Here is a 22,384-nt window from a genome sequence, read left to right on the forward strand (position 1 = left end):
GAGGGGACGGGGTGGGACGGGACACGGCACGGGAGGCGTCAGCCGTCCATCGCGGACCCGAAGTAGCTGCGGTGCTTGTTGACGATGGCCGCCCAGTCGGCGTCGTGCGGGAAACGGACCACCTCCCAGCCGGCGTCGATCAGCCGACCCTCGGCGTCGCGGTCCCGGTCGGCGACCACCGGGTAGTCGTGCACCGGCCCGTCGACGAACACCGCCACGTTCGCCCCTGCCAGCCGGTAGACGAAGTCCGGCTTGGCCAACGCCTCGGTGAGGAACGCCTGTCCCTCGTCGGGCAGCCGCAACCCGCGTTCCTTCAGCCAGGTGACGAAGCGCTTCTCCAGGGTGGTGTCGGACTGGTCGGCCAGCTTGGTCAGCTGCTCCGACCGGGATACGCCCGCGCCGGTGGTCCGGGCTCGGCCGACGGCGAACCGCAGCAGCAGATCCCGGGCCGCGTGCCGGTCGATCCGGGCGTGGTAGCCCTGGTTGCCGTAGGTGAGCAGGCATTCGTAGCAGCCCCGGGCGCACGGCCGATCCGGGTGCGGGCCGCCCAGGTCGGTGCCGTCCGGCGCGAAATGGCAGATCTCCAGCGCCTTCCGTGCCGCCTTGGCCAGCGCATCCGGGTCAGACTGCAGCAGCCGCAGCACCCCGGCGCCGCCCTCGGCTGCCTCGATGAACAACATCCGGTCGCGGGTGGACTCCTCCGGCGGCAGCAGCTCGCTGGTCAGCTCCGCGTCCTCCAACTCGAACGCCGCCTCGACACCGCGCTCCAGGGCGTACATCAGCGTCACCGCAGCCGGCTCCGGCAGCGGCTCGTCGAGGGTGAGCACCGCGATGTTGCGCCGGTCCTCGGCGTACGGGATGACCCGCTTGCGGCGACCCCGTTCCTGGCCGTCCGCCTCGATCAGCGGCAGTTCGTGGGAGTCGCCGGTGGCTTTGGCGGCGTCCCGCTCGTTGAGCCACCGCCCGTCGGTCGGATCCAGCCAGAAGCCGTCCGAGTCGGTGATTTTCGACCGGGCCCGGCGCAGGTTGGTGATCCGGACCGTGGCGGAGTCGCCGTACGCGACCCGGCCCAGCCGCCCGCCGGGGTCGGCGACGATCGCGTCCTGCCGACCCTGCCGTGGCCCGTGGTCCTGGAACCGGTACGAGGTGACCAGCCGGAACCCAGCCCGACGCCGCTCCTCCTCGTCGGAGGAAATCCGTTCCCGCCGGATCGTGTACACCGTGCGCAGGTGCAGCAGGCCGACGAGTTTCGCGCTGTCGGTCAGCGGCGCGTCGCACATCTCGCACCGGTCGGCGTTGTGCCGCTCCTCATGGTGGTAGCCGCAGCGGGTACACCGGTACGCCGTGGCGGTGGCCACGTCCCCGGAGGCGTCCGGCGGCAGCTGGACCCGGTGCACCTGGTAGCGGGCGCCCTCGTGGTAGATCAGCGCGCCCGGACCGAACTCGTTGATCGCCAGGAACCGGGGCCGTTGCAGGTAGTCGCCGTCGTGGAACCGCCGACCCGACACCGGCACGTACGCGGCCAGCGGCAGCCGGGGGAACGAGTAGCCCGGTAGGAAACCCTCACTGGCCAGATACCGGTACGGGTTGAAGTCCGACAGGATCGACTTGCTGTCGACCGATTCGTTCTTCAACAGGTTGAGTTGGGTCTCCGCCTCCCGGCGGCGTCGAGACGCATGGTCGCGGTCCCGCTGGGTCAGTGCGTGGTCCAGGACCCGGCGGTTCTGCTCGGCCTGGTCCAGCAGCGCCGCCCGGAACAGGTCCCGCCACCGGTCGAAGCTGCGGTCGAACTGCTGGGGCGCGAGCCGAATCCGGTCCTCGATCCAGGTCTCGTACCACCAGGTGGTCTGCCGCAGGTCGGCGATCAGCCCGGCGAACACCTGGTGGGCGGCGGCCACCGCACGGCGCTGCGCGCCGGGGTCGTGCAGGGCGTCCGCGACGTGGTCGTACAGCGCGAGCCGGGGTGCCGGGTCGCGGGTGTCCTTCGGGTAGCTGATGTCAACGATCTCCGGTACGGCCTGCCCCAGCTTGATACCGACCTCGGCCAGCCAGATCGCCTGGGCGTGCGAGCAGACCAGGTCCTCGTTGGCCAGGTCCAGCCGGGGTGGACTGACCACCCCGGCAACCATCTGTTCCGAGCGACGGAAGTAGTACCGGTCGTGGCTGTTGCCGGTGGCGCAGTAGGTGGTGACCAGCGCCGGCTGCCCGGACCGGCCGGCCCGCCCGCTGCGCTGCGCGTAGTTCGCCGGCGTCGGCGGCACGTTGCGCATCATCACCGCGTTGAGCTCGGCGATGTCGACACCCAGCTCCAGCGTGGGGGAGCAGTAGAGCAGTTTCAGCTCCGCGGTGCGGAACGCCTCCTCCCGTCGTTCCCGCTCCTCCGGGGCGACCTGGGCGGTGTGCTCCCGGGCCACCAGGCCGCTCAGCGACGACGCCGTCGACCGGTAGAGGTCCCGGAAGAACGGGTTGACCCGGGGGCCGTCGCCGCTGGCGTAGGTGCGGGTCAGCGGGTCGTGGGCGCCGGTCTCGCCGGTGCCGGCCTGCCAGACCAGGCAGGCCGCCGCGACCTGGTATCCGGTGATCGTGGGGCCCGCCGGGCCCCGGAACCGGCCCGCCCGGTGCGGACGCGCCTCGATCCGGGTCACCAGCCCGGCACTGGTGAGCACCGTCAACAGGTGGGTGATGATCTGCTGTGCGTCGTCGACCGACACGGTCCGGAAGTGGACGCGGCGCAGGTACTTGCCGACCTTGCCACGCCCGGAGATGAACAGCGCCGACCGGTCCATGCCCGGCACGGAGCTCTGCGGGTACGCCGTACCGACCCGGGGTTTGTCGCCGGAGCTGAGCACCCACGGGTCGGCCAGCCGTTCCTCGCTGGCCCGCCGAAGCGAGTCGAAGCTGTCGTCGCGGAAGTGCTGCACGTCAATCGCCAGCGCCCGGCGCATCTCGTCGAGTAGCACCCGCATGATCTCCGCGCGCATGCCGGGGGTCGCCTCACGCAGCTCCTGGTGCGTGTCCGACCAGCGGTCCTGCTGGCCGGCTAGCCAGTCGAGGCCGTCGTAGCCGATGCGCAGCAGCCCGGTCTGTTCCAGGTTCGGCATGGTGACCCGCCAGCCGCGTTCCAGGTCGACGTACAACCGGAACGCCACCACGTCGCGTAGTGTCCGGGCGGCGCTGCGGGCCAGCGGCGGGGCGAGATCAGCGGACACCGCGTAGTCGGCCAGCTCCAGGTTCAGCGCGTCGGCGACCCGGGCGGCCAGCTCCTCGTGGCCGATGCCGTCGTCACCGGCGGCGACCACCGCCCGGTACAGCGCGCCGCGCAGCTGCACGACCTGGGCGAAATCGTTGAAGTGGCCGGCCTGCAGCGAGGCGTCCTGCCGGTTGTCTACAAAGGTCAGCAGCTTGCGGGCCCGGCGGTCCAGCGCGTCGGCCGGGATCTCCCGCAGCGAACGGACGATCGACGCGGAGACCAACGACGTGGCCGACGAGCGGCCTTCGTGGTCGAGAGTCGCCAACCGGGCGAAGTCGCGTGCCTTCTTCTGCTCGTAGGCGACGCCGCAATGCAGGCAGAACAGGAACGGCGCCGGGATGAACGCGGCCGACACACCGGTGTCGCCCTCCACCCCGTACACGTCGATGGTCACCGGTCGGGGCAGCCGGGGCCGGAAACTCTCCCGCACCACGTCCTGCCCGTGCTCGTCAACCAGCCACGACTCCGGCAGCCGGCGACTGTCGAGCAGCTCGGCGAGGGTCGCCGGCCACGGCCGGTCGGGGGCGATGTAGAGGTAGCCATCGGTGTCGGTGTCCGCCGACCCGTCGACGTCGCGGCGCTGGCCGTAGCGCACCCGCCCGGCGGAGTCCTCGGTACGCGACACCGTCAGATACTCCTGGCCGCATTCCCGGCAGAACGCCAACGGCAGCAGGATCTTGCCGTCCGTGCCGGGCTGGACGAGCTGGTAGTCGCGGGTCCGATGCCGCGTGTCCGGGTCCTCGATGGTGACGTAGACGGTGTCGCCCTTGGACAGGAACTGGTGCAGGCGGAAGGCGAACAACGGTCGGCCGGTCTTCGGGTGCCGCGCCTGCGAGCCGGCCTGCAGAGTGCGGCGGATGGCCCGCGCGCATTCGTCGTCGGGCCGGCCGCAGTCGCGGGCCAGCTCCCGGGCCGCGTCCTCGATCCGGGTCGGCGGACGCCGGACCAACCGCGTCTCGTCGTCGGAGGCCGGCTCCAGGCCGAACCGGGCCTCGATCCACCGGGCGAGCGGGTCCTGCACCAGGCCGGCGTAGTCGTGGGGCGGGTCGGCCGTGATGCGCCGGGCCGGCACCGTGGCCGGAGCCGGCCCGGAGGCCCGCTGCAGGGTCTCGCCGATCACGTCACCCGGTGCCACCTCGGCTCCGAACAGGGTGCTCGCCACCGAGGCGATCACCGACTGCCGATCAGATGCGCTGCCCTCGCTGGACATCGTCGCCGAGGTGCCGATGCACTGCAGCCGGTCGGCCTGGCAGGCCTGCCGTACCCGACGAATCAGCAGCGCCACGTCCGCGCCCTGCCGGCCCCGGTAGGTGTGCAGCTCGTCGAAGACGAGGAACTCCAACCCGGTCGCCATGCTGATCAGCGAGCTTCGGTCAGCTGGCCGGGTCAGCATCAACTCCAGCATCACGTAGTTGGTGAGCAGGATGTCCGGCGGGTTGCGGCGGATCTGCTGACGGCGTTCGTCGCTCTCCTGACCGGTGTAGCGGGCATACCGGACCGGCTCGCGACCCTCGCCGTACCCGTCCCGCAGGAACTTGTCGAGCTCCTTGATCTGGCTGTTGGCCAGCGCGTTCATCGGGTAGACGATGATCGCCCGGACCCGACGGCGGGCATTGGGCGGCTCGGCGGCGCGGGCCCGCAGGACCCGGTCGACGATCGGCACGATGTAGCCGAGTGACTTTCCCGAGCCCGTGCCGGTCGTGATCACGTAAGAGGCACCGGACCGGGCGACGTCGACCGCGTCTCGCTGATGCCGGTGCAGGACGAGCTCCTGACCGTCGCACGCGGTCCCGCCGGGGGTTTTGCCGACCTGGAAGATCCGTGCGCATTCGGGATGCAGCGTGCCGGCCTTGGCGAGCTCGCCGACCGACCCTCCGGAAGCGAACGACGGGTTCAGCGAGACCCAGGGAGCCGGCCACTGTGACTTGGCGTCCAGATCGGCGGCGACGAACTCGGCGATCCGTTCGTCCCGGATGACCGCGCCGCCCTCGGTGAACGCCCGGTAGTCGGCGATCAGCTGCTGGTGCACGGCGAAGACGTCCATCGCCGAACCCGGCTGCGGCGGATCGGCAGTCTGCTGCCCCGACTGGGTGGATCCGGTGGGTTGCCCTTCGGCCGAAGGCTCGGTCAGCCGGAGCGCCGGGTCGAAGCCGTCCCAGCCGGCGACGGCGACCGAGCCGCCGGCGAACTCCATCAGCTTGTTCCGGACGGTGACCGCGTCGACCGGCCGATCCGCCGGATCCTTGGCGAGCAGTCGCTCGACCAGATGCGCCAGGTCCGCGTCGACCTGCGGGCGGAGCAGCCGCAGCACCGGCGGCTGTTCGTTGCGGTGCTGCTCGCCCAGCTCGTAGGCGGAGGAACCGTCGAACGGAGGCACACCAGTGAGCAGCTCGAACAGCACACAGCCGAGGGCGTACAGGTCGGCGGCCCGGGTGACCGCGGCGGAGGTGAACTGCTCCGGCGCCATGTAGCGGGCAGTGCCGAGGGTGATGCCGCTGCTGGTCAGCTGGCTGACCTGAGGGTCGTCGACGATGCGGCTCATCCCGAAGTCGAGCACCTTTACCTGGCCGCCGCGGAGCAGCATCACGTTCGCCGGTTTGAGGTCCCGGTGTACGACGTTCACCGCGTGCGCGGCGGCGAGTCCGTCGGCGATCTGGGCGGCCACCGCGACGGCCCAGGCGATCGGCAGCTGCGGCACTTCCGCGATCAGATCCTGCACCGTCCGCCCGTCGAGCAGCTCCATGGCGAGGTACGGAACGCCCCGGTCGTCGAGGCCGCCGTCGATGATCCGGGGCAGGTTCGGGTGGTGGAGCCGGCGCATGATCGCGACCTCACGGACAAACCGGCCGGTTGCGTCGCGCGTCGCCGCCGAGTCGAGCGCCGCGCCGCCCCGGGTGCGCAACAGCAGCTTGACGGCGACGAGCCTGTTCGGGTCGGTCTCGGCTACCCGCAGGTCGTGCGCGCGGTGCACCTCTCCCATGCTGCCGGAGCCGATGCAGCCCGCCAGCCGGAAGCGACCGGCCACGCTATCGTGATCCACAGCGAGCTCCTCGCATCCGAACGGCGGTGGACGCTGACGCAAGGGGCGCAAGATCATGAAAGTCCATGATCGAACTCGGGTGGATCCCGCGAATCGCCCTTGTAGTCAAGCGAAACCGAATGTTCCTATATGCACGCTTCGCCGTCAATGATGAGTAGGAGTCGCCAAGCCGACAGCAAGCGTGTCGGTCGGTCGGCCCGAGGTGCCGCGTGAACCAGCGGTCCGGTGGATGCCGGTCCTGACACCCGGTCCGGTTACCGGGTGATCGGCTCACGGCGGGGTGTCGGTCTTCGCGCCCGTGCTTGGGTCGGTGGTAGCGGTGGCGCGGGCGTAGCGGGTGGCCAGCGTACGCAGTCGGGCGACCAGTTCCGGCGGTTCGGTGACGGTGAAGTCCAGGTCGAGCAGGGCCAAATGGACGGCGAGCAGGTCGATGCTGTCCGCGCCGGTGTGCAGTACGCAGAGGCGGTCGTCGACCGCCTCGACGACGCCGACGGCCGGGTTGATCCGCTCGGCGACCGTCGCGGCCGGGCCGTGCACCAGGATCCGGGCCCGGTGACGCCACGCCGCCGCAGAGACCCGGGCCGCGACATGCCCCACGACACCGCCTTCGGGCGGTGGCCGGTCGGCGAACCGGGGGCCGGTCGGGGTACGCGGCACTAATCGGTCGACCCGGAAGGTTCGCCACTCCTGCCGGTCGACGTCCCAGGCGACCAGGTACCAGCGTCGGCCCCAGCGCACCACCCGGTGCGGTTCGACCGCCCGTACGCTGCTCGTCCCGTCGTGTGCCCGGTAGTCGAACCGGAGCCGGTGCTGGTCGCGGCAGGCGGACGCGAGTACGGCGAGCGTCGCCGGGTCGACGGTCGGTCCGGGCTGGTCGGCGGGCACCTGCTCGGTGTACGCATGCACAGCGTTCACCTGGTACCGAAGCCGGCTCGGCAACACCTGTTCCAACTTGGCCAGTGCCCGTACGGAGGTTTCCTCAATGCCCGCGACGCTGCCGGCGGCGGTACGCAGCCCGACCGCGACGGCCACCGCCTCGTCGTCGTCGAGCAGCAGCGGTGGCATGGCGGTGCCCGCGCCGAGGCGGTAGCCGCCGTCGGTGCCCCGGGTGGAATGCACCGGGTACCCGAGGTCACGCAGCCGGTCGACATCGCGTCGTATGGTGCGTTCGCTGACGTCGAGCCGCTGGGCGAGCAGCGATCCGGGCCAGTCCCGCCGGGTCTGCAACAGCGACAGCAGGCGCAGCAGCCGCGTCGAGGTCTCCAGCATGCCGGCTAGTCTGGCAGCCGCTGCGGACAGAGACTGACCGGAAGGGCACCTAGCGTCGTTGCCATGAACGACGACATTGCGCCCTTCCGGATCGACGTACCGCAGGCCGACCTCGACGATCTGACCCTACGGCTCAGCCGCACCCGCTGGCCGGATCAGATCCCCGGCTCCGGCTGGGACTACGGCGTTCCCGTCGACTACGTGCGCCGACTGGTCGACCACTGGCAGACCGGCTACGACTGGCGGCGTTGGGAGGCGACGCTGAACGCGTACCCCCAGTTCATGACCGAGATCGACGGCCAGGACATTTATTTCCTGCATGTCCGATCGCCGCGCCCGGATGCCCTGGCGCTGATCTTGACCCACGGCTGGCCGGGCTCGGTGGTGGAGTACCTGAACGTCATTGGACCGCTGTCGCGCGACTTTCACTTGGTGATCCCGTCGCTGCCGGGGTTCGCCTTCTCCGGGCCGACCCGTGAGCGCGGTTGGAACCGGCATCGCACCGCGCGGGCCTGGGCAGAGTTGATGCGCCGGCTCGGCTACCAGCGGTACGGCGCAATCGGCAACGACGCCGGGTCGTTCGTCTCGCCCGAGCTGGGCCGGGTCGATTCGGACCGGGTCGTCGGGGTGCACGTCACACAGATCTTCTCGTTCCCGTCCGGTGATCCGGCCGAGTTCGCGTCGCTCACCCCGGCCGACCACGAGGCGTTGCGGGCGCTGCGGTGGTTCCACGAGAACAAGATGGCCTTCAACGTGCTGCACTCCCAGCAGCCGCAGACCCTGTCGTACGCGATCTGCGACTCGCCGGTGGGGCTGCTCGGCTGGCACGCGCAGCTGATGGGGGAGGAGCTTGACCCGGACTTCGTGCTGACCAATGTGATGCTCTACTGGTTGACCGGTACGGCCACGTCGGCGACCCGCTTCTACTACGAGGACGCGAAGGTCGACGCCGCCGAGGCCGCCGGACCGACGACCGTGCCGATCGGGTTGGCGATGTTCGCCGGTGACTTCGTCTCGATCCGGACGTTCGCCGAGCGCGACCATCAGCGGATCGTCCGGTGGACCGGGTACGGCGAGGGCGGCCACTACGCTGCGTACCTCGCTCCGGATGTGCTGAGCCACGACGTCCGGGAGTTTTTCGCCGCGTTGCCGCAGAGCTAACCCTGGGGGTCAAAGCTGCGCACCTCGGCGATGCTGTGCAACTACGAGCGATCTCTCACCGCGCATTGTTGGGTGCGCTTACCCCGTATCGGGAATTGCGGACCGAGCCTAGCCGTGAAATGCGATTCTGGTTAACCCCTATCTGCCCCTAGCTGCGTGCGTCGGGTCAGGTAGACGTGGATGCCTTCCAGGAGTTGTCGGAGACCGAACTCGAGGTTGGGAATGACGTCGCTGTCCGGGCCGGTGGGTGCGGCCGGGGTGGCGAACGTCCCGGCGGCGAGCAGGCGGGCGAGGGTCGGGAACCGCTCGGCGTCGACGACCGTCGCCAGGGCTTGTTCGTAGCCCAGCCCACCACTCGTGGGCTCGGCGCCGGCCGGGGCCATGTCGAGGGAGATCCGGGCCATACCCTGGGTGGCGCCGCTGAGGAACAGACTGACCGAGACCATCTCGTCGTAGCCGAGTCCGCTGTCGGCGATCGCGCCGAGCAGGCTCTCGAACCAGGCCAGCTGGTTGGGCCCGATCGGGTAGCTGACCCGGACCTGCAGCATCCACGGATGATGCTGGTACCGGCCCCAGATGGCCTTGACCCAGGTCTCGACCTTCGCCTGCCAACCGCCCGTTACCGCGTCGAGGTCCGGCGGATCACCGGAGGCGACGTCGGTCATCGCGTCGACCAGGTGTGACTTGCTGGGTACGTAGCGGTACAGCGACATCGCGGTGAAGTCCAGCCGCTTGGCGACCTGCTGCATCGAGACCGCGTCGAGCCCCTCCTCGTCGGCGATCTCGATCGCGGTCAGCACGATCTTGTCGACACTCAGCGCCGGCTTGGGGCCGGGGCCGGACCGGGGTGCCCGCGTGTCGCGCCAGAGGAACTCGAAGGAGGGGGCGGCCGCGCCGCCTCTGTTCTGCCCAGATGCCATGCCCACCGTCCGCTCGTTGACGTCCTGTCGAAAACCATGTATACCATAAACGAATCAGTTTTACCCCCATACTGTTAGCGTAGACACTGTTAGCGTCGACTTGATCAGGTCACGCTGCCGGTACCCGCCGCGGCGGGTGCGGTCGCGCCGGATTCGCCGTCCGGCCGACATCCGCTGTCGTCACGTTCATATTTCCGGTGCCGGCCCGGCGGGTTCCGGCGCCGATCAACCCGCCGGTGGTGCGCGTCCGTCGCGTCCTACCGGGCATTCAACCATTCCTGCCAGCCGTGCCTGACCAAGCAACAACAAGAGGAGTTCGATGAGCGAGTCAGGAATCCGGATACGTGATCTCCGGAAGAAGTACCAGAAGGTCGAGGTGCTCAAGGGGGTCGACCTCGACGTGCAGCGGGGCACCATGCTCGCGCTGCTCGGCCCGAACGGGGCAGGCAAGACCACCGTCGTCAAGGTGCTGAGCACGCTCAGCCGGCCCACCAGCGGTGAGGTCCTCGTCAACGGCTACGACGTGGTCAAGCAGCGCAACGGCGTACGCAGCTCCATCGGCCTGGTCAGCCAGTTCGTGTCACTGGACTGGATGCACACCGGGCGGGAAAACCTGATCATGATGGGCCGCCTGCACCGGCTGAGCACGGCCAACGCGACGCTCCGCACCCAGCAGTTGCTGGAGCAGTTCGACCTGGTCGACGCCGCGGACAACCGGGTGAAGACCTACTCCGGCGGGATGAAGCGGCGGCTCGACCTGGCGGCGAGTCTGATCGTCCCGCCGTCGGTGCTGTTCCTCGACGAGCCCACCACCGGCCTCGACCCGCGCAGCCGGGCGACGATGTGGGAGGCGATCAAGCAACTGCTCGCCGGTGGCATCACCATTCTCCTCACCACGCAGTACCTCGAGGAGGCCGACCAGTTGGCGGACCGGATCGCGGTCATCGACGACGGGCGGATCATCGCCGAGGGCACCGCGGCCGAGCTCAAGCAGGGAGTCGGCAAGGAACGGGTGGAACTGGTCCTGGCGAGCATCGATGACTACGCCCGGGCCGTGGAACTGATCGCCGGCGAGGGCATCCAGCGCGACGAGGTGACCCGGAGCATCAGCATCTTCATCGACGGTGCCGCGCACGTCAAACGGTTGCTCGACCTGCTGGAGCAGCACGGTTTGGAAATCGACTCGCTGTCGCTGACCAAGCCGACCCTCGACGACGTGTTCTTCGCGCTCACCCACCGCGAGGACGCCACCACCACCGACCGCGCAGGAGCGATGCAGTGACGACCGTACCGGCCACCGAAGGCGTGGTCCTGCCGGAAAAGCGAGCCAAGCTGTACTGGGCGGTAAGCGACACCCGCGTCCTGATCGGACGGCACGTGCACCACCTGACGCGCAGCCCGGACCAGATCTTCACCGCGATCATGTTGCCGGCGGTGATGCTGTTGATGTTCCGCTTCATGTTCGGCGGAGCCATCGACGTCGGCGCCACCACCTACATCAACTACCTGGTGCCGGGCATCCTCGTCATCGCCGTGACGATGATCTCCGTCTCCACGACGTTGGCCGTACAGTCCGACATGCAGGAAGGCGTGGTCGACCGGTTCCGGGCGATCGCGATGCTGGACTCAGCGGTCCTGACCGGGCACATCGTGGCCGCTGTCATCCGGGGCATGATCGCCCTGGTGGTCATGGTCGGTCTCGGCCTGCTGGTCGGCTTCCGGCCGTCCGCGTCGGTCATCGAGTGGCTGCTGGCGGCGGCCATGCTGCTACTGTTCGCCTTCTCGTTGGCGTGGGTGTCGGCGGTGCTGGGACTGGTCGCCAAGAGCGTCGACGGTGCCAGCGGACTCGGCCTCATCCTGATGTTCAGCCCGTACGCCAGCACGGCGTTCGTACCGGCCGAGACGCTGCCGGACGGGCTGCGCGCCTTCGTCGAACACCAGCCGGTGACGTTGGTCGTGGACACCGTACGCCAGCTGCTGCTAGGCCGCCCGGTCGGGGACACCGGCTGGCAGGCGGTCCTCTGGTGGGTGGCCATCCTCTGCGTCGCGGCGCCCCTGGCCACCCGGATCTACCGTAAGCGTTTCGCCAAGTGAGATCCTTGGCTGGTTCGACCGGCCGCAGGTGGTGCCCCGGCGCAGTGGGTCGCGGGTCCCACCGGGACCGGGTCGAGCCGCCGGCCCCCTTCGCCGGCGAGGGAGTGCCACACTGTCAAAGTCGGTGAGTGTGACGGGCACGGCTTTCGGTGGCAGCGGTTGGTCCGGACGAGTTCGGTGATCGACGGCCGGTGATGGCCGAGGTGGTTCGGTAGGAGGAGTTGGCATGGGTGTCGGTCGGGTGGTGCGGTTCGACGAGGGCCGTGGGTACGGTTTCATCGCACCGGACGACGGTGGCGACGACGTCTTCGTCCACGCCGGGGAGTTGACCCAACGGGGAATCCGGGTGGCTACCGGCACCCGCGTGTCGTTCAAGGTGATCGACGGCGGCCGGGGGCCGAAAGCATACGACGTCGAGATCATCGATGATACCGCCGGTCCCACCGGGGGCCCGGGCGGTCGTGCGGCGGGCGCTTCCGGCGAGGGCGGCGACGACGAGCTCTGCGAGATCTTCTCCGAGCCGGAGTACCTGCAGCGGATCACTGAGCTGTTGCTGTCCGACGCGCCGTACCTCACCGGTGCGCAGATCGTCGAGTTGCGTGGGCACCTGTTGCGGTTCTCCCGTAAGTGCGGCTGGGTCGACTGACCCCGGCCACCGTCCCTCGCCTGACGGCGTCCCGCCCCGGGCCGTGCCGCCCATCCGCCCGCATCCAGGGTTGACTATGGCGCCGGCCGATCACAGGTTCCTATCAACCTACGGAAGTATTCCGGGAACCATCGTCCTGGTTACGAGCGCTTTTGGACTCGTCCTCCCAGGTGCTTCCGCCGCACTGCCTGCGGGAGGATGCCATGAGGCGACTCGCACGCTCGCCGCCGGCGCGCTCTCCGTGGCCATGATGGTCACGGTCGGTGCCAGCGCTTCCGCGACCTCCCACTCTGGCCGCCCGCCCGGCGCCGGCCCGGCCGTCACCGAGCAGTCCCTGCACGGCCTGGCCAAGAGGGAGCAAACTGCAGATCGGCACCGTGGTCGACATGACCGCGCTGGCCGAGGACGAGGCCTACCGAGACCGAATCGCCACCGAGCTCTTCAGCGTCACCGCCGACGCTGCTGCAGGGTGCCTGCTGGCACACCGGTGCCACTCGTTCACCCCATCCTGGACGAGTAGTACGAGCCGAAGCCAGCCTACGACGCGGCCCGGGCGACCCTCGGCCTCGCCGTACCACCGCGCCGATGGCCGCAGTGGACGGTTTACTGGACAGCAACCTGGCAACACCCCGGCATTGATTGACCGTTGCACCATCCGGCCGTAGCCTGACGGACAGAACCGCCGAAAATACCGGACAGATCCCGGAAGTTTCATGGCTGTTTTAGCTGGTCCACTGTTCCCCAGTCCCGGATCAACGACCACCGGCCGTGGCCGCCCTGGCGAACTCCGACCCCAGCCAGGTCAGCCACGGTCGGTTTCGCCGCCACCGCTGAGCAGGGCGGTCAGCGGTGAGCAGGGCAGGTGACGTCGAGCGGGCCGGTGACGTGAAGCAGGGGCCGGGGAACAGGTTTGCCCAGCGCAGGCCGGGTAGACACCCCGGATGACCGGGTCCGAGCCTCCGGCGTACAGTTCCGCGGCGCGCCCGAGTGCCGCGCAACCGGCACTGCCCGTGCTGATGTACCACTCGATCTCCCCGGCCGTCCGGGGGCCGCTGCGGTCACTCGCCGTCGGACCGACCCGGTTCGCCGAACAGCTCGCCGCGCTCGCTGACGCCGGCTACCGGATGGTCGGCCTCAGTGAGGCCCTCGACCTGCTCGACGACGTGGCGATCGACCGCAACCGGCCGGCACCGTCGATGGTCGCCCTCACCTTCGACGACGGGTACGCCGACTTCCTCACCCGCGCGCTGCCGCTGCTCGACGCCGCGAACGCCCGGGCCACCCTCTACCCGTCGGTCGGCCACCTCGGGCAGTACCCCGACTGGTTGGGCCAGTGGGCCGACGAGTTCGGCCCCCTGCTCGACTGGACCCAGCTGGACGAGGTGGCCGGGTCGGGCCGGGTCGAGCTCGGCTCACATGGCCTGCTGCACCACCCCCTCGACGTCCTGCCGCCGCAGCGGGTGACGGACGAGATCGTTGCCGCCCGGGACCGTCTCGAACAACGGTTCGGCGCCCCGGTCCGGTCGTTCTGCTATCCGCACGGCTACCACGACTGGCGGGTCCGGGCTGCGGTCCGCCGGGCCGGGCACGACAACGCGTGCGAGGTGGGTCGGCGGCGGTACCGGCCGGGTGACCGGCGGCTCGCCGTACCCCGGCTGCTGCCCACCGGTGACCACGACGGCGCCGCCCTGCTCGACCTGGTCCGCACCGGCGGACCCCGGATGGTGCCGCAGGCCAAGCGACTGGCCCAGCCCGCCTGGCGACTGACCCGTAGGGTGGCCCGGCGGGCCGGCCGGCAGCTGACGTGACGGCCCGCCCCTGGTGGCGACGCGGCGGCCCGCTGGCGGTTACCGCCGGCCTCGCCGCGCTGGTGCTGACCCTCGGCGTGGTGGTCCCGCTGCTGCAGCACCGCGCCGACCAGCCGGACCAGCCGGACCAGCCGGGCCAGACCCGTCAGCCGGACCAGCCGGGCCAGACCCGTCAGCCGGATCCCGGTGGCGGACCCCCGCCGGCCGGACCGCCACCCACCACGGCCGGCGGCGACCGGACGACGAATCCGTCCGGGATCGCCCCGCCCATCGGCGATCTGCCCAGCTGGCGGCAGATCTTCGTCGACGACTTCGACGGCACCGGACTGAGTGACGACTGGTTCGCCTACTCGGGGCAGCCGGACGGGGATCCCGGCGGTTGGTTCGACCCCGGCCACGTGTCGGTCGGAGCCGGCATGCTGACCATCGGTGGCTGGCGCGAGGCCGGCCGGGACAACATCTACGTCACCGGTGGGGTGTCCAACCGGCGGGTGGTGACCCGCAGCTACGGCCGGTACGACATCCGGTTCCGGATGGATCAGGGCACCGGGATCGCGTATGCGCTGCTGCTCTGGCCGGGTGACAACGTCTACCCGCCGGAGATCGACATCGCCGAGGACAACGGCAAGGGCCGGGACCGGATGTACGGGGTGCTGCATCCGGTCACCGGCGACCCGATCGAGCACGACGTCGGTGGTGACTTCACCCGCTGGCACACCGCAGGTCTGGAGTGGACGCCCGACCGGCTGGTCTACACTTTGGATGGCGAGCCGTGGGCGACGATCACCGGCGACCAGGTGCCGGACGAGCCGATGGCGCTGGCCCTGCAGAGCCAGGCGTGGTACTGCGGGCACACCTGGGAGGCCTGCCCGGACGAGACCACGCCGGACGTGGTGAACCTGCAGGTCGACTGGGTCGCCATCTACGCTCCGGCCTGACGTCCGGCGTACCGGTAGACGGTGACGTCGGCGCTACGTTGGAAGACCGACCAGCCGTCCCGGCCGTCCAGCAACCGTTGCAGCCGGTCCAACGAGCCGGGCGGGAAGTAGCCGAAGTAGTCGGACTGCCGCCGCATCCCGTCGCTGATCACCAGGTACGCCGGGTCGCCGCTGAACGAGCGGAGGAACTCCTCGACCGCCGGCAGGTGCTCGCCGTCCAGCGCGGCACCGCGCAGCTGCGCCCCGACCACCAGGTCCGGCTCGCCGGCCGGCACGTCGGTGTTGAACCGCGGGTACGCCGCCGTCAGCCGGCTGGGGAAATTGGAGGTGGCGACCGCGATGGTGGCACCGGGCTCGGCGGTGGCGTACAGCTGGCGGGCGGCGGCCACCTCGTCGGCGGTCTGCCGGTCCACCGCCAGCTGTCCGTGCCGACCCTGCACCGTGCCGAGGGCGAAGCCGCCGAGCGCCACGGCCACGGCCACCGCCGCGACCGGCCCCAGCCACCGCCGCCGGCGGTCGCCGCGCCGCCACTCGTCCTGACGGCCGTCGACCCGGTCGAGGCGCCGGTCGGCCCGGTCGACCACCGCGCGGGCGATCAGGAAGGCGCACCACGGCGCGGAGAACAGGAACACCCGGTAGATCGCCTCGCCGCCGTAGCTCTGCGCCGCGAGCAGGACGAACGGCGTGGCGGCCAGCAGCGCCGGCACCAGCACGGTCCGCAGCCGGCGACGGTACGCCAGCACCGCCAGCACGGTCAGCGCCCAGACGGTCAGCGCGAGTGTACGGACCACGATTGCCGAGAACGCCTGCCCGGTCGAGCCCCAGCCCTCGGCGTTGCCGGCGGCGTTGGAGAAGATGTCGAACCCGTCGAAGACGCCGAACGCCTCCGACACGAACCCGAACCGGGGCAGCAGGTAGCCGAGCACGACCACGCCCATCGCCAGCGGCAGCCAGCGGGGCCGGACCAGCCGCGGCACGGCCAGCACGGCCACCTGCGCCACCACCAGGTACGGCGACAGTTGGTGGGCGGCGGTCAGCACGGCCAGCAGCGCCAACGCCGCCACCGTCGCACCGGCCCGGACGCGGCCCGTTCCGACCCGACGGCCCGTCGCGTCGGCTCCGGCCGGTGAACGCAGCCAGGTCAGCACGATCAGCAGCACCCCGAGGCTGAGCAGGAAGCCGAACGCCTGCGGGGAGAGGTAGTCCTCCTCCACCCAGTTGACCGCGAAGAAGCCGAACACGGTCAGGTACGCCACCCGTCGGTCGTCAACGAGGGTCCGCGCGATGGCGTACAGCACCGGGGCCGCAGCCAGGTTGAAGAAGACCGACGACCAGTCGGCCAGCGTCGCCGGGGCGATGCCACCGGCCGCGCCGAGCTGCGCGGCACCGGCGAACAGCGCCGGCCACTGCTGGTAGATGTCGGTCGCCGCGTCGACCGGGTTGCCGGCCGCGATGAACTCGATCACCCCGAGGTGCTTGTACGTCCAGGCGTACTGCGGTTGGTCGAGTAGCAGCGGGGTGGTGCCGTGCAGCAGCACGACCAGCAGCACCAGGTAGCCGGCGGCGGCCAGCCCGCGCCCGGTCGCCCGCCCGGCGGCTGGCCGCAGCCCGGCGAGCGCGGTGACGAAGCCGGCGACGGTGAGCGCCACGGCGGCCAGGAAGAACGGACTGACGGTGGCGAGCAGCCCGAAATCGCCCACCCGGGTCACATCGGTGCTGGACACCGCGACCCACCACAGCGCCAGCGCCACGCCGATCACCGCGGCGTGTGCCAGCAGCGGCCGCCCGGCACCCGGCAGCGTCAGCCTCCCGGCAACGACCGGCCGTCGGGCCGGGTCCGGGTGGGAGCCCTGGCGTGCCGCCGGCGCGGCCCGGAGCAGACCGGCGGCGCTGACGGCTGCCACCGCCACCGCCAGCGCGCCGACGGCCAGCCTGGGCTGCCACCAGCCGGCCCAGACCGACCCGGTGGCCACGGCCACGTACCCGGCCAGGCTGGCCAGTACGGTCGTCGCCCACCGGGTCGCCGTCGGCCGGACGGTCAGGTGGCTGAGCAGCGCGGCACCCGGACCCAGGGCGGCGAACGCGACCGCGGCCGGGGCCTGCCACGGGCCGCCCACGGCCAGGCCGGACAGGGCCAGGACCGCGACGACCAGGCCGGTGTACGCCTGAGCGGTGCGCCCGGCCCGGGTCGCCGCCCGCCCCACGGCCCGCGTCGGCGCGGCCGCTGGCTCGGGGAGTGGGCTAACGGGGAGCGGGCGGACGGGACGCAGGGCGAGATCGGTCATCCGGCACCTCCGGTGTCGGCGGTAACGGTCCCGGACTCGGCGGAACGTCGGGCCCAGGCCGGGGCGCTGGTCGCGTCGCCGGTCGCCCGGTAGCGGCGGATCAGCCCGGGAAGCAGCACGATCGCCACCGCGGCCTGTGCCATACACAGCGCGGCCGCCGGCGCGATGATTCCGACCCGGGGCAACCCGACCCAGCTGACCAGCAGGAACGCGGCGATGCCGACCGACTGCACGGTCACCACCGGCCACATCCGCTTCTCCATCATCGCGAACGCGCAGTAGAGCAGGATCACCCCGGTGAACGGCAGCGACAGCCCGATCAGCCGCAGTGTGTCGGCACCCTCGACGGCGTACTGCCCGCCGAGCAGCCGCAGCAGCGGCCCGGCCGCCCCGGCGAGCACCGCCGCACCCGGCAGCACCACTGCGGCGACCAGCAGGACCGCCCGGTCGACGTGTGCCCGGGCCGCCGCCGCGTCGCTGGACGCGGTGACCACGAACGAGGTGACGACGTTCCACAGCAGCGTGCTGCCGGCCACCCCGATCACCCACGGGATGTAGAAGTAGGCGCTGGCGGTGGCGCCCAGCACGCTGGCGACCAGCACCGGCGGCAGGTACGCGACGGCGTTGGTGAGCAGCCCGTTGACGTACTCGGCGGAGGCGAAGCCGAGCAGTTCCCGCCGGGCCGGGGCCGGCGCCGCCGGTGCGGTGCGGGCGTGCGCCGGGGCGAGCCGGGCCAGCACCCACCAGTTGACCCCGAGCATGGTCGCCAGCATCGGCACCGACCAGGCGACCAGCATGCCGTCGCCGGCGGCGGTGCCGGCCAGCAGCGGCAGCAGCGCCACCTTGGCGGTGGACGCGACCACGTTCTTCGCCGGTACGCTGCCGGCCCGCCGCAGCGCGGTCAGCACCCCGTCGGTGATGAAGAAGATCGCTGTGCCGACCACGGCGGCAACGAAGAACAGCCGCTGCGTCGGTGCCGGGCCGATGATGCCGGTGCCCATGCCGAGGGCCAGGAACCCGCCGCTGAGCAGCAGTGACATTGCCGCCGACGCGGCGTAGCCGGTGAGCACCAGTCGGCGGGTGTGCCGGCCGGCGCCGGGCAGGAACCGGGCGTACAGGTTGATCAGGTTGAGCTGGGCGAGCCCGGCCAGCAGCGTCATCGCCGACACCGCCGCCGACGCCCGGCCGACCGCCTCCGGCGCGAACCAGCGAGCGGCCACCACCCAGAACACGAACCCGAGCGCGGCGCTGGCGACCGTGGAGGTCATCAGCGCCGCCGCGCTGCGCAGCAGCGCCGGGCGGCGGACCACCACCACCGCCGGTGGCGGGACGGTCGTGCCGGCGGCGGTCACGGCCAGCCCCGCATCCGGCGGCTCAGCCGTCGGCCGGCCATCCGGCTGCGCAGGTACGCGACCGGCCCGGCGAGCAGCCCGCGCCGGTTGGCGCCGACCAGCTCGCGGGGGAAGTCGTCGCGCAGCCCGGCCAACCGCTGCCCGCCACCGCCGCCGAACGTGTCGCGCAGCGCGGTCGGGGCGAGCCGCAGCAGCGGTCCGAGCAGCCGAGGTTCGCGCAGCAGCAAACTGGTGTAGGCGGCGGTCAGCCCGGTGCCGTAGCCGACCAGCTGGTTGCGCAGCCCGGCCAGGTCGCGGCGGTGGTGGTGCCAGACCAGGGCGCTGGGCTGGTAGGCGACGGTGCCGTCGGCGACCAGCACCTGCATCAGGGCCAGAGTGTCCTCGGAGCCCATCGTGGGGGTGCCGGCGCCGAGCGCGGTGTCGAAGCCGCCGATGCGCTCCAGCACGCCGGGTCGGAAGGCCATGTTGCCGCCGGCGCCGAACGGCGGCAGCGGGTAGAGCGGGCTCTGCCGGTGCGCGGTGGCCGGCGAGAACACGTCCGGCGTGAAGCCACGGCCCTTGCTGTGCCCGCCGTACTGCTCGAACCACAGCTGCGCGTCAGTGGCGAGTTCGGCCGGCGCGATGGCTCCGGTGACCGCGTCGGCCTGCGGGTGGTCGGCCAGGGCGCGGGCGATCTCGGCGAGCCAGTGCGGGTCGGCCACCTCGTCGTCGTCGATCCAGGCGACGATCTCGCCGACGGTGGCACGCAGCGCCCGGTTGCGGGCGTGCGACAGCCCGGGCCGGGGTTCGCGGACGTAGTCGACCGGTGCCCCGTGGCCGTCGGCTGCCCCGCCGCCGCCGGCGGCGCGGGCGACCACCCGGACGGTGGCGTCGCTGACCGGCGCGTTGTCCACCACCAGCACCCGGAACCGGGGGTACTGCTGGGCCAGCACGCTGTCCAGGGTGCGGGCCAGCCCGGCGGGCCGTTCCCGGGTGCAGACGACCACGGTGATGTGCGGCGCGTCGTCGAGCACCTCGGCCCGCCGGGTCAGGTAACCGGGTTCGGGCCGGTCGGCCGGGGGGATCTCCCGGTCGACGGCGGCGGCGAGGTCCGCGCCGGTCAGCCCGTGCGGCGGTACGTCGAGCAGCAGCGCGCCGATCGGCTGGGTGAACTGGCGGACCAGCAGCCAGGCGCGTTCCACCCGGCGGCCGGCCGGGTCGGTCCCGGGGACGTCCGGGAGCCGGTCGGTGACTTCCAGGTCGATGACGGTGGCCGGGATCCGGTCCGCGGTGCCGGCCGGGAAGTGCACAGAGGTACGTGGGTTCATCGTGCGGCTCCGATCGGTGGGCGTGGGGACGGAGTCGGGCTGCCGGCGCCGGGCCCGCCGGTCGGCCGCCGGCTGGCCGGTACGGTCCCACCGGTCAGTGCGGTGCGGCCGGCGAGTTCGGTCAGCGCGCCCGTGGCCGCGGCGGCGGTGCCGGCGAGGATGGCGCCGGCTCGGGCGGCGTGCCGGTAGCCGCGCCCGCGTAGGGCGGCCCCGGTCTCCCGGCGCAGTGCGGCGGGCAGCGTACGGTGCAGGTAGTCCTGCTCGGCGCCGAGGCTGGGTGCGCCGTCGAGCAGCCCGGCCATCATGATCTTGCCGCGGCCTTCGGCGTAGCAGCGGCGCAGGAAGTAGCGGAAGGTGCTGTGCGTGGCGGGCACGCCGTGCGAGATGACCGCCTGGGGCACGTACCACCACTGCCCGCCGATGACTGCGGCCATCCGCAGGCAGAGTTCGGTGTCCTCGGGCCGTGCCCGGTTGCCGACCTTGCCGAAGCCGGTGCGGAAACCGCCGACGGCGAGGAACGCGTCGCGGCGTACCGCCATGCTGGCCGACCAGACATTGCGTACCGGTCCGGGCCGGACCGGCTGGCCGGCGTACGAGCCGCCGACCGCCCACCGGAACTCGGCGGGGAACCAGCTGGGCTGGTGCCGTTCCCAGGCGGGTTCGATGGCGCCGCCGGCCCCGATCACGTTGGGGTCGGCGAACGCGGCGACCAGCCCGGCCAGCCAGCCGGGGTGGGCGAAGACGTCGTCGTCGAGGAACACCACCAGGTCGGTGCGGGCGTGCCGGGCGCCGGTGTTGCGGTTGCCGGAGACACCCCGCTGGTACGCGTTGTCGAGCACGGTCACCGCGGGCAGTTCCCGGCGGATCCGGTCGGCGAGCGCCGGGTGATGATCGACCACCACGATGATCTCGGCCGGTTCGAGGTCCTGCCGGCGGACGGACTCGACGGCGGTACGCAGCCCGGCGAGCCGGTCCGGGTGGTGGGTCGGGACCACCACGCTGACGGTCGGTCGAGGCATCACTCAGCCCTCCTCGGCGGTCACCGGTACGGCGGCGGTCCGCTGCCGGCGGTGCTGCCGGCGGCGGGTCCGGCGCAGTCGGCGTTCGCGGCCGAACTCACTGAGGATGGTGCGCAGCACCCGGGTGCCGTCACGCACCGTGTCGAGGTTGCTCTCGCCGTGGATCCGCAGGTGCTCGATGCTGGGCACCTCGGTGATCCGCATCCCGTGGGCGGCGACCCGGACGTTGATCAACGTCTCGATCTCGAAGCCGTCGCCCCACAGCTTGCCGCCGTCGGCGGGTCCCGGGGTGGTCGGGTCGGGCAGGTCCAGCGCTGGGACCACCCGCCGCCAGAAGGCGTTGTAGCCGTAACACAGGTCGGTGAACCGGGTGCCGAACAGCAGGTTGACCATCCCGTTGAGACCTTCGTTGCCGAGCCGGCGCAGTGGGGTGATGTCGTGGCTGCCGCCACCGGCGCGGAAGCGGGAACCCTTGGCGAAGTCGGCTCCGGCGAGCAGCGCGGCGACGAAGCGCGGGATCTCGGCCGGGTCGGTCGACCCGTCGGCATCGATCATCACCACGATGTCGCTGGTTGCGGCGGCGAAGCCGCAGGCGAGGGCGTTGCCCTTGCCGGTACGGGTCTGCCGAACGATCCGCACCGTCGGCCAGAGTTCCCGGGCGACCTGCACCGTACGGTCGACCGAGCCGCCGTCGACGACGACGACCTCGTCGACGTCACGGGGGAGCCGGGCGAAGACGTGCGGCAGGTTCCGTTCCTCGTTGATGGTGGGGATGACGACGGTCACCGACGGCAGGTGCGGGCCGTGCCGGGTCGGCGGTGGGGTCGGGTGCGGCGCTGCCGGCGTCGGGCGCAGGCGAGGGTTGGTGTAGACGGACATGCCGGTGTCCTCCGGGGGGTGGGGGAGGGTGCGGGACACAGGCGACGCGGGGCCGTTCGCGAGCCGCCCGGACTGACTAGCGGTCCATCACCGGGGGTCAACAACCTGATATGCCGGTTATTTCGGACCCCGCGTGGCTCAGTGGGCTGGGTCACATCCGCCGTTGCGTGGCGGGTCCGATCAGGGCCGGCATGAAGTGGTGCCGGGCGTGCCCGCAGAGCCGTGCCGGGTGGGAAATCGTCACCAGCAGGTTCCGGACGGTTGCGGTGGGAGCGTTCCCATGGCATGATGATGATCGATTGGCGCTGCGGAGCCAGCCAAGCGCACCTGTTTCGCCGAGGGCAACCGGTTCTTCCGGTCGGCGATTCGACCGCCGAGTCGTCCATTCCGACGACAGGTGGTGCACCGACCTCACC

14 protein-coding genes are annotated in these 22,384 nt (G+C 71.3%); 6 read left to right on the top strand and 8 right to left on the bottom strand.

Annotated features, from left to right (window positions below):
* Window positions 1-38 precede the first annotated feature (38 nt).
* On the bottom strand, window positions 39-6,290 hold the full coding sequence (locus ACFHWS_RS23180) for a protein kinase domain-containing protein (RefSeq protein WP_416569051.1): 6,252 nt from the start codon (window positions 6,288-6,290) through the stop codon (window positions 39-41).
* A 270-nt stretch (window positions 6,291-6,560) separates the two neighbouring features.
* Window positions 6,561-7,559, bottom strand: a complete 999-nt coding sequence (locus ACFHWS_RS23185; protein WP_416569052.1) for a helix-turn-helix transcriptional regulator — start codon at window positions 7,557-7,559, stop codon at window positions 6,561-6,563.
* A 63-nt stretch (window positions 7,560-7,622) separates the two neighbouring features.
* Between ACFHWS_RS23185 and ACFHWS_RS23190 the strand changes: the two genes are divergently transcribed.
* Complete coding sequence (locus ACFHWS_RS23190; RefSeq protein ID WP_416569053.1) at window positions 7,623-8,720, top strand: epoxide hydrolase family protein; 1,098 nt, start codon at window positions 7,623-7,625, stop codon at window positions 8,718-8,720.
* A gap of 131 nt (window positions 8,721-8,851) precedes the next feature.
* Here the strand turns inward: ACFHWS_RS23190 and ACFHWS_RS23195 are convergent, their stop codons facing one another.
* Window positions 8,852-9,640, bottom strand: a complete 789-nt coding sequence (locus ACFHWS_RS23195) for a TetR/AcrR family transcriptional regulator (RefSeq protein WP_416569070.1) — start codon at window positions 9,638-9,640, stop codon at window positions 8,852-8,854.
* A 319-nt stretch (window positions 9,641-9,959) separates the two neighbouring features.
* Between ACFHWS_RS23195 and ACFHWS_RS23200 the strand changes: the two genes are divergently transcribed.
* The 5 genes from ACFHWS_RS23200 to ACFHWS_RS23220 all read left to right on the top strand — a co-directional run bounded on the left by ACFHWS_RS23200 (window position 9,960) and on the right by ACFHWS_RS23220 (window position 15,126).
* Window positions 9,960-10,922, top strand: a complete 963-nt coding sequence (locus ACFHWS_RS23200) for an ATP-binding cassette domain-containing protein (RefSeq protein WP_416569054.1) — start codon at window positions 9,960-9,962, stop codon at window positions 10,920-10,922.
* Window positions 10,919-11,734 carry an ABC transporter permease gene (locus ACFHWS_RS23205; protein WP_416569055.1) on the top strand — a complete coding sequence of 272 codons (816 nt, stop codon included), beginning with the start codon at window positions 10,919-10,921 and terminating at the stop codon, window positions 11,732-11,734. The genes ACFHWS_RS23200 and ACFHWS_RS23205 overlap by 4 nt, the downstream gene beginning before the upstream one ends.
* Window positions 11,735-11,960: 226 nt before the next feature.
* Complete coding sequence (locus tag ACFHWS_RS23210) at window positions 11,961-12,380, top strand: cold-shock protein (RefSeq protein ID WP_416569056.1); 420 nt, start codon at window positions 11,961-11,963, stop codon at window positions 12,378-12,380.
* A 941-nt stretch (window positions 12,381-13,321) separates the two neighbouring features.
* Window positions 13,322-14,188 carry a polysaccharide deacetylase family protein gene (locus ACFHWS_RS23215; protein WP_416553473.1) on the top strand — a complete coding sequence of 289 codons (867 nt, stop codon included), beginning with the start codon at window positions 13,322-13,324 and terminating at the stop codon, window positions 14,186-14,188.
* On the top strand, window positions 14,185-15,126 hold the full coding sequence (locus tag ACFHWS_RS23220; protein WP_416569057.1) for a family 16 glycosylhydrolase: 942 nt from the start codon (window positions 14,185-14,187) through the stop codon (window positions 15,124-15,126). Before ACFHWS_RS23215 ends, ACFHWS_RS23220 begins: the two co-directional genes overlap by 4 nt.
* Here the strand turns inward: ACFHWS_RS23220 and ACFHWS_RS23225 are convergent.
* From ACFHWS_RS23225 to ACFHWS_RS23245, 5 genes are read right to left on the bottom strand one after another with little or no spacing between them, the layout of a single operon-like run.
* A complete protein-coding gene (locus ACFHWS_RS23225) occupies window positions 15,111-17,411 on the bottom strand; it encodes a hypothetical protein (protein ID WP_416569058.1) in 2,301 nt (766 codons plus the stop codon). The two genes, ACFHWS_RS23220 and ACFHWS_RS23225, sit on opposite strands and share 16 nt — an antisense overlap.
* Window positions 17,408-18,763 (bottom strand): lipopolysaccharide biosynthesis protein, encoded by a 1,356-nt coding sequence (locus tag ACFHWS_RS23230; protein WP_416569059.1) that lies wholly within the window; start codon window positions 18,761-18,763, stop codon window positions 17,408-17,410. Before ACFHWS_RS23230 ends, ACFHWS_RS23225 begins: the two co-directional genes overlap by 4 nt.
* Window positions 18,760-20,070, bottom strand: coding sequence for a glycosyltransferase (locus ACFHWS_RS23235; protein WP_416569060.1), 1,311 nt, complete (start codon window positions 20,068-20,070; stop codon window positions 18,760-18,762). The genes ACFHWS_RS23230 and ACFHWS_RS23235 overlap by 4 nt, the downstream gene beginning before the upstream one ends.
* A complete protein-coding gene (locus ACFHWS_RS23240; RefSeq protein WP_416569061.1) occupies window positions 20,067-21,089 on the bottom strand; it encodes a glycosyltransferase family 2 protein in 1,023 nt (340 codons plus the stop codon). The genes ACFHWS_RS23235 and ACFHWS_RS23240 overlap by 4 nt, the downstream gene beginning before the upstream one ends.
* A gap of 3 nt (window positions 21,090-21,092) precedes the next feature.
* The gene (locus tag ACFHWS_RS23245; RefSeq protein ID WP_416553485.1) at window positions 21,093-21,968 is read right to left on the bottom strand and encodes a glycosyltransferase family 2 protein; all 876 of its coding nucleotides are present in this window, start codon (window positions 21,966-21,968) and stop codon (window positions 21,093-21,095) included.
* Between the last annotated feature and the right edge of the window lie 416 nt (window positions 21,969-22,384).

It is taken from the genome of Micromonospora sp. LOL_013, from assembly GCF_048060315.1.
Classification (GTDB): domain Bacteria; phylum Actinomycetota; class Actinomycetes; order Mycobacteriales; family Micromonosporaceae; genus Micromonospora_E.